Below are 7,159 nucleotides of genomic sequence, written 5' to 3'. Positions count from 1 at the left end.
TTTTGTTGGCACCTTTTTTTTATTCAAAAAAATAATTGAGTTGATCAGGTCAACTAATATTTAAGTAGATCGATTTTGGTTAACTTCTATTTAAATCGCTGAAAAATAAAAATTGATATCTTCCTTTAATAAGAGACCAATATAAGGGATTCATGTGTGATCGCAGTACCATCAACCTATCTTGGCACCAAGACCTTTATTTTGCTTATTTTACCACAACTGACCTATTTGATAAAAAAAACACAGAGAGGAATTAATAGGATCTTAAACATAATTTAATGTCTCAGATAGCATTCTTATGAGTGTTTTCGTTTTAAAATGACGAAAAGGTTATTATCTCTTGTTTTAGTGATGATCGAGACTGAATTACTCGCTCTGAAAAATAGATTTTTACTTAGAAACAACATAAATGGGAATCAAAATTCAAAATATTATATAAGAAACGTCTTTGTAGGATGTCTAACTATTTAAGTAGATTTTGAAGGATCAATAAGAAACATAGCTAATGTTTAATTACGGTTGAAAAAATCATGTTCGGATATATGGGAAAAATTTTACGAGTTAATTTGACAACAGGAATGATTAAAGAAGAAATTCCTGACGAAAAGGATTTAAGGATGTATTTAGGAGGAGCAGGGTTAGCTACTAAATTTCTTTTTGATGAGGTTCCAAAAGGTATTGACCCATTAGGCCCAGAAAACAAATTGATATTTATGACTGGCCCAATGACTGGGACATCCTCTCCAAGTACAGGTCGGTTTTCTGTTGTTTCTAAATCACCTCTAACAGGATTTTGGGGACAAGCAAACTCGGGAGGTTTCTGGGGAAGGGATTTGAAAAGATCAGGATTTGATGGAATAATTTTCGAAGGGATTTCTAAAAAACCTGTTTATCTAGTCACTGATGATGGAAAAGCGGAATTACGAGATGCATCTGATCTTTGGGGGAAAAATACATCTGAAACAACTAAAATAATTAAAGAAACTTTAGGTAACGACTTTAATGTTGCTTGTATTGGAATTGCAGGGGAAAATTTAGTGAAATACGCTGCTATCATGAATGATGTGACAGCGCCAAACTGGGGAAGAGCAGCGGGACGGTGCGGGCTAGGTACAGTCATGGGTTCAAAAAATCTGAAAGCGATTGCTGTCCGAGGAAAAATGAAAATTAATATTCCAAACCAAGAGGAATATAGAGAGAAAGCCAAAGATCGATTTGATTGGGTGAATGCAAGCTTACTTAAGGCTACATTAGAAGTATTTGGTACAGCTGCGATTTTGGATATGGTGAACCAAAGAGGTGGGCTTCCTTCACGAAATTGGCAAACAGGTTACGTAGAGCAGTATGAAAAAATCAATGGCGAAGCGATTAATGAAACAATTCTAATTGCAGAAAAAGCCTGTTTCGCTTGCCCGATTGCCTGTGGAAGAGTATCTGATATTAAAGAAGGAAAATATGCAAGCTCGGGTGAAGGCCCTGAATATGAATCAATTGGAGCTTTTGGCAGTATGTGCGACATTTATGACTTAAATGCAATAACAAGAGCCCACTTTTTATGTAACGAATATGGGATAGATACCATTTCTGCTGGTGCAACGATATCTTTCGCTATGGAGGCTGTTGAGAAAGGGATATTAACTGATACCATGGGATCAAAAATTCAATTTGGGGATTCAGATACCATTGTTGACCTTATCCATTTGATTGCTAAAAGAGAGGGTATTGGAGATTTATTAGCAGAAGGGTCTAAAAATATGTCGGAAAAGCTAGGACAAGGATCCGAGAGGTTCGCCATGCATGTAAAGGGATTAGAACTACCAGCTTACGATTCGAGGGCTGCAAAAATCACAGGATTAGCTTATGCAACCGCTAATCGGGGAGGAGATCATATTACAGCTTATATTGAAGGTCCAGCTTTCATGTCCATGCCATTTCTTATCGTTGATGAAGGAGAGGTTGACGAAGATGGCTTAAAAGAAATACCAGAAGAGGCACGTGTGGTTAAAGATTATGAAGATGCTTTTGGTATTTTTGATGCACTTTCAGGATGTAAATTTATGGGCATGGTTTTGACTGGAGACGATTGGGCGGACTTAATTCAAAGTTTACTTGGTTATGAATTTACTGAGGCTGATTTCCGACTCACTGGAGAACGTATTTATAATTTGGAAAGAGCATTTAATATTCGTGAAGGTTTGACTAGAGCTGATGACACCCTACCCAAGCGCCTTTTGGAAGACCCTTTACCAGATGGACCAGCTAAGGGTCAAACTGTAAACCTTGATCCAATGTTAGACGCATATTACCAATATCGCGGTTGGGATAATAATGGTCGACCTACCACAGAAACTTTAGATCGTTTGGGATTAAGCTGGTTAAGCGCTAAAATGTAAAACATAGATTAGGAATAGTGTATGTATTGAACTCTTATTCTGAAAAACCTTGGTTGAAGAGTTATTTTGTTGGCCCGTATAAATTACCTAAAACAATGGAACCCTACCCAGAAATTTCAATTTATGAATTTCTTGAAAAATCTGCTGAAGAATACCCTGATAAAGAGGCTGTTATCTATCTAAACCAGCGATTAACCTATAGAGAACTAAAAATCCAGGTGGATAAATTTGCAACAGCTCTTGCTGATTTAGGGGTAAAAAAACAAGAATGCGTTGTATCCATTCTCCCAACATGCATTGAATTTATAATTGCTGATTTTGCTATTTTACGACTAGGTGCAATCCATGTTCCCTTATCCATTTTACACAAAGCTCCTGATTTATTACATGAAATAAATGAAGTGAATGCAAATACTATTATTTGCTCCTACCGCCGTCTAGAAAGATTAGAGAAAATACAGAATAAAATTTCAGTTAAAAACCTAATTTATACTCCTGTTCCGTTATTTCCTGATTATACTCTACCAGAAATGAAAAATGTACCGAATGCACATAAAATGGCAGATTTGATTGAGAAATATGAGCCAAATCCCCCAAATGTAACCATAAATCCAAAAAATGACATAGCATTTATACCATTTACTGGAGGAACAACAGGAGTACCTAAAGGGACAATGTTAACTCACCATAACATCACAACAAATGTTACTCAATCTTTACACTGGTTTCTAAGCCCTCTTGAACGTGGATTCAAAGGTAAGTCAGCTACATTGATTTGTGTGCCAATCTTCCATCAATATGGGCATTGGGCTTATATTTCAGCCATTTCGTGGGGATTACGGACTTTTCTGATCGATGCACGGGATATCGACTATATTGCAGAGCTCATTCGTACTGCAAGACCCTTTGCAGTGTTCGCGGTACCTACTCATTTTAGCGAGCTCTTGACTAAGGATCTTAGAAAGATGCCAATCTTTTATTTTTCAGGTGCTGCAGCGCTTCCTCCAGAGGTGGGAAAACAGTTTGGGAAAAAAACCGGTGTACCTATGAGTGAAGGCTATGGAATGACTGAATGCAGTCCTTGCACACATATAAATCTTTCTGCGCTATCTAAGGTTACCCGTTTCATGACCGAAGTGAAGGAATCTGTAGGAGTGCCCATTCCAGACACAGAAGTAAAACTTGTTGATCCAGATACTGGAAAGGAAGTTCCTTTTGGTCAGGAAGGTGAAGTATGGATTCGGGGACCCCAAGTAATGCTGGGTTACTGGCCAGAAAAAGGAAAAGGATTACAACCGAATGGGTGGTTAGCGACTGGAGATATTGGTGTAATGGATGAAGATGGCTACTTTAAAATAGTCGACAGAATCAAAGACATGATCAATGTTTCAGGGATGAAAGTGTACTCACGAGTTATTGATGATGCCTTACATACTCATCCAGCGGTGAGAATGGCAGGTGTGATCGGAATACCTGATCCAAATCGTCCTGGAAGCGAACGTGTCAAAGCATTTGTCATTTTACGAGATGAATATAAAAATAAAACAAGCTCAGAAGAGATTATTGAATTTTGTAAGGAAATACTCCCCCCATATGCTGTTCCAAAACAGGTGGAAATTCGTGATTTCCTCCCATTAACCAGAGTTATGAAATTAGACAAGAAGAAATTAAAAACAGAAGAAAATAATTGATAATCATCTATCTTTAGATAGCTTATATGTGATGAATCAATGGCTTTTTCTGATAATCCTCATAGAATTCAGGTTAAAGCAAGATTTTTTGGCCAATTCAAGTATATCACGAAGAAACGGGAAATATTAATATCTCTGACTCTTAATACAACAGTTAATTTACTTCTAAATGCCTTAATCGATCAATTCCCGGAATTAAACCAACAATTATTTGATGATCAATTAAACCTTCACAGTTGGATCATTATTCTTATCAATGGGCATAATATAAACATCTATGATGGATTAAATACGTCACTAAACAACGGAGACATCATTTCAATATTTCCTCCAGTTGCAGGAGGATTATATGGTTAAAAAAGAAAAAAGGATTAGAAACGTGTATCAGAAACTCCCCATTTCTTCATTGCCTTAGCTAGTTCAGGATACTCATCTTCGTGGTCTTCAACATAATCTTCAAAGTCTTCACTGGCAGCTGTTAAATCCTTCATACCTATATCAATAGCTTGTCTGAAGGCTTTTGCTCCAGCAATTGGTCCGTCTGGATGAGCATGAATACCTCCTCCAGAACCAATCATGATATCATTCCCTAGATCTTGCATTACTCGTATTACCATCCCTGGTGTAATACCTCCAGAGGGCATAGGTAAGCTGGATTTAAGGTTATGTAGACGATATCGTAAAGCTCTAGCTATCGATTGATATTTTTCCTTTAAAAAAGGAGCCTTACCATAGGGAGCAGGATAAACGACAATATCAGCACCTGCAAGACGGGCTAGCTTTCCCATGGTTAAGAAAGAAGAAACTCCGGAAATAGGAGACTCATACCATACTCCAGCAAAATCCATGTGAGCTAAAATTGGTAATTTAATCTCAGGATCTTCAGCAAGCCAACGCATAGCCTCTAGACCAACAACAAGGTAGTTAATCATCAAGGCGTTCCCTCCAGCATCTTGGACCGCCAGAGCATTCTCATGCAGCTTGGGTAGTTTATCGGTAATATTGACAGTATAGAGAGTTTCCTCCCCTGTTTCGTCTTTGACTTTATCCACTGCCTCCATCATCATCGGTACTCTATCAACAATTCGATTGTACTCCATATCAGCAATTAATTCATCATCCTTGACTATATCACAACCTCCTTTGGCAGCAGCATAAAAAAGTTGAGTTCCAACTTCAGGAGTCCAACCACTGCAAGGTTTTATCATATTATTCAATAAAGGTCTATCAGGAACTTTCAATAACTTTCTTACACCCTCAATTCCAAATTTAGGCCCTTTAAATTTTTTTATCCATGGTTTAGGGAAGCGCAAATCTAGTAATTTTAATTTTCCTCCCATTGATATATTCCCTATCGTAGCGGTCAACATTAATGCAATTTGGTCTGTTTGATTGATTATAGGAAAAGCAATTTGGTAAATATAACTCCTTTCTTTAACTTCATTTGGAACTTCAAATTCCCAATTGGGAATCTCATAAACCCCAATCACTTTCGCTCCATAAGTCGCTCTAAGTTCAGGTGTGTTAGCTGGAACAGGTACCCATGTTCCAGTAGATTGTTCACACGCAGCAGCTCTTCCTATAAACCATGGATCCATACGTGGTCCTAATTGAACCATGTAAGTCCCTATTATGTACTTTTCTGGGTCAATCCCTTCTTGTAGCGCCTCTTCTAATGGATCATATTGTGTAAATACCTTATCATCCATAATTATCACTAACTTTTCGATATTAATAATTTAGTTAACTTCATTACATCCTGCTGTAAAAGCTTTTTGCTGATTATAAAATAATTACATAGGGAAAAAAAGGGAAAATGGAAAATAAAAAAAAGGGAGTATTTGTGTTTTCTTCCTATAATAATAGATGTTTTAGCTAGAATAAATAAAAAAGGTTAAAGAATAATATGAGTGAATTTAGGAATACTATTGTCTAATTTTTTCACATTGGAACCTGCATATTTATTAGCTTCAACTACTAATTTTTCAATAACTTCTCCATTGACTGTTCGAATATCCCTTTTTAAAACCTTAAAGGATCTGGAAGATCAGGAGTATCTGGTTTTAGGAGTTTTAAATCCTTTTTTCGACATTCTTCACATAATCCAGAGGGATGGGGTCGAATGAGTAATCTACTGCATTTTTTACAAGGTCCCAAAAGTTCACCCAAATTTCTTCACCATTCAATTTCAATATGGAATGAACCTGTTTATTAAGTCTATTCTTCTTTTAATTTCCGCCAATTCAGTAATCCACTTCTTAAGAAATATTTTGCTATCTCCTGGCCTAAAAATCCTGCGAAAATTACCCCAGATACAAAACTAAACACTACTAAGGCAATTATCCATATATTGGGTAATCCATTTTTATCAATTCCTAATAATAACATGTTCCATAATACTAATACATTAAAAGAAGAACTTAGACCAGCTGAGATTATAATACTAATGGTTCTGCCCCTTTCATGTGAAATAAGTTTAAAGAAAAATATAGCTAGCAGATCAAATAAAAATGCTCCTCCTACTGATATCATAACAACTGTTATTGATAGTGTGCTTCCTACATAAACTTCTACTATTCCTTTAATGATACCAGTTAAAGTAACAGTCCCAAATTTACGACCCGATAAATAATAAACTATTACATACCAAAAAATATGAAAACCAGAGAATAATTGTCCCAAACCAAATAAACTGGAGCTAAATATTGTACGAGTTAGGTTTCCAACAAAGACACTAAAAACTCCACCTAAAGCTGAGAACAAGGCAATTAATACTAAATCGATGGTCTCAAAGTAATAACGATTTCTGTTAGGTTTTGCAATTATATCAGATTTTATCATCTTATTTAATCCAGAAGATTGGCTAAACTGTTCTTTTTATTACTTATTTAAAAACTACTTTCTCTAAGTTTAGCAAAATGCTCCAAAGTGTCTTTTATAATCTCTTGATCTTCTTTCGAAATTTCATATAGTAAAAACACATCAAGATTGAGACGATTTTCTAGTTGTTTTAACTCTCTCAATAGTTTAGCTAAATGTTTTTCTGAATCATTTAATTTATTTATTCTATGATAT

The 7,159-nt window shown here is 36.0% G+C and carries 7 protein-coding genes; 3 read left to right on the top strand and 4 right to left on the bottom strand.

Annotated elements, in window-relative coordinates; genetic code table 11:
* The first annotated feature begins 530 nt into the window (after positions 1-530).
* Genes ACWVCY_RS04165 through ACWVCY_RS04155 form a run of 3 tightly spaced genes read left to right on the top strand, consistent with a single transcriptional unit; the run spans position 531 to position 4,441 of the window.
* The gene (locus ACWVCY_RS04165; RefSeq protein ID WP_455140515.1) at positions 531-2,393 is read left to right on the top strand and encodes an aldehyde ferredoxin oxidoreductase family protein; all 1,863 of its coding nucleotides are present in this window, start codon (positions 531-533) and stop codon (positions 2,391-2,393) included.
* Between the two features lie 26 nt (positions 2,394-2,419).
* Complete coding sequence (locus ACWVCY_RS04160; RefSeq protein ID WP_455140513.1) at positions 2,420-4,084, top strand: AMP-binding protein; 1,665 nt, start codon at positions 2,420-2,422, stop codon at positions 4,082-4,084.
* Positions 4,085-4,123: 39 nt separating this feature from the next.
* Positions 4,124-4,441, top strand: coding sequence for a ubiquitin-like small modifier protein 1 (locus ACWVCY_RS04155; protein WP_455140512.1), 318 nt, complete (start codon positions 4,124-4,126; stop codon positions 4,439-4,441).
* Positions 4,442-4,455: 14 nt separating this feature from the next.
* Here the strand turns inward: ACWVCY_RS04155 and ACWVCY_RS04150 are convergent, their stop codons facing one another.
* From ACWVCY_RS04150 to ACWVCY_RS04135, 4 genes are all read right to left on the bottom strand, one after another.
* Positions 4,456-5,793 (bottom strand): RuBisCO large subunit C-terminal-like domain-containing protein, encoded by a 1,338-nt coding sequence (locus tag ACWVCY_RS04150; protein ID WP_455140510.1) that lies wholly within the window; start codon positions 5,791-5,793, stop codon positions 4,456-4,458.
* A gap of 313 nt (positions 5,794-6,106) precedes the next feature.
* Positions 6,107-6,253: a hypothetical protein gene (locus ACWVCY_RS04145; RefSeq protein ID WP_455140508.1), complete on the bottom strand. Its 147-nt coding sequence runs from the start codon at positions 6,251-6,253 to the stop codon at positions 6,107-6,109.
* A gap of 48 nt (positions 6,254-6,301) precedes the next feature.
* On the bottom strand, positions 6,302-6,925 hold the full coding sequence (locus ACWVCY_RS04140) for an ECF transporter S component (protein WP_455140507.1): 624 nt from the start codon (positions 6,923-6,925) through the stop codon (positions 6,302-6,304).
* A gap of 47 nt (positions 6,926-6,972) precedes the next feature.
* On the bottom strand, positions 6,973-7,159 hold a 187-nt coding region (locus ACWVCY_RS04135), incomplete at its 5' end, for a hypothetical protein (protein ID WP_455140506.1).

This window comes from Candidatus Hodarchaeum mangrovi (assembly GCF_975850365.1).
The sequence above is the reverse complement of the archived record's forward strand: the minus strand, read 5'-3'. Positions and strand labels throughout refer to the sequence as shown.

Coding starts and splice junctions, on each gene's coding strand:
- ACWVCY_RS04165 (WP_455140515.1), top strand. CDS start 531: ATGTTCGGATATATGGGAAAAATTTTACGAGTTAATTTGACAACAGGA.
- ACWVCY_RS04150 (WP_455140510.1), bottom strand. CDS start 5,793: ATGGATGATAAGGTATTTACACAATATGATCCATTAGAAGAGGCGCTA.
- ACWVCY_RS04155 (WP_455140512.1), top strand. CDS start 4,124: ATGGCTTTTTCTGATAATCCTCATAGAATTCAGGTTAAAGCAAGATTT.
- ACWVCY_RS04140 (WP_455140507.1), bottom strand. CDS start 6,925: ATGATAAAATCTGATATAATTGCAAAACCTAACAGAAATCGTTATTAC.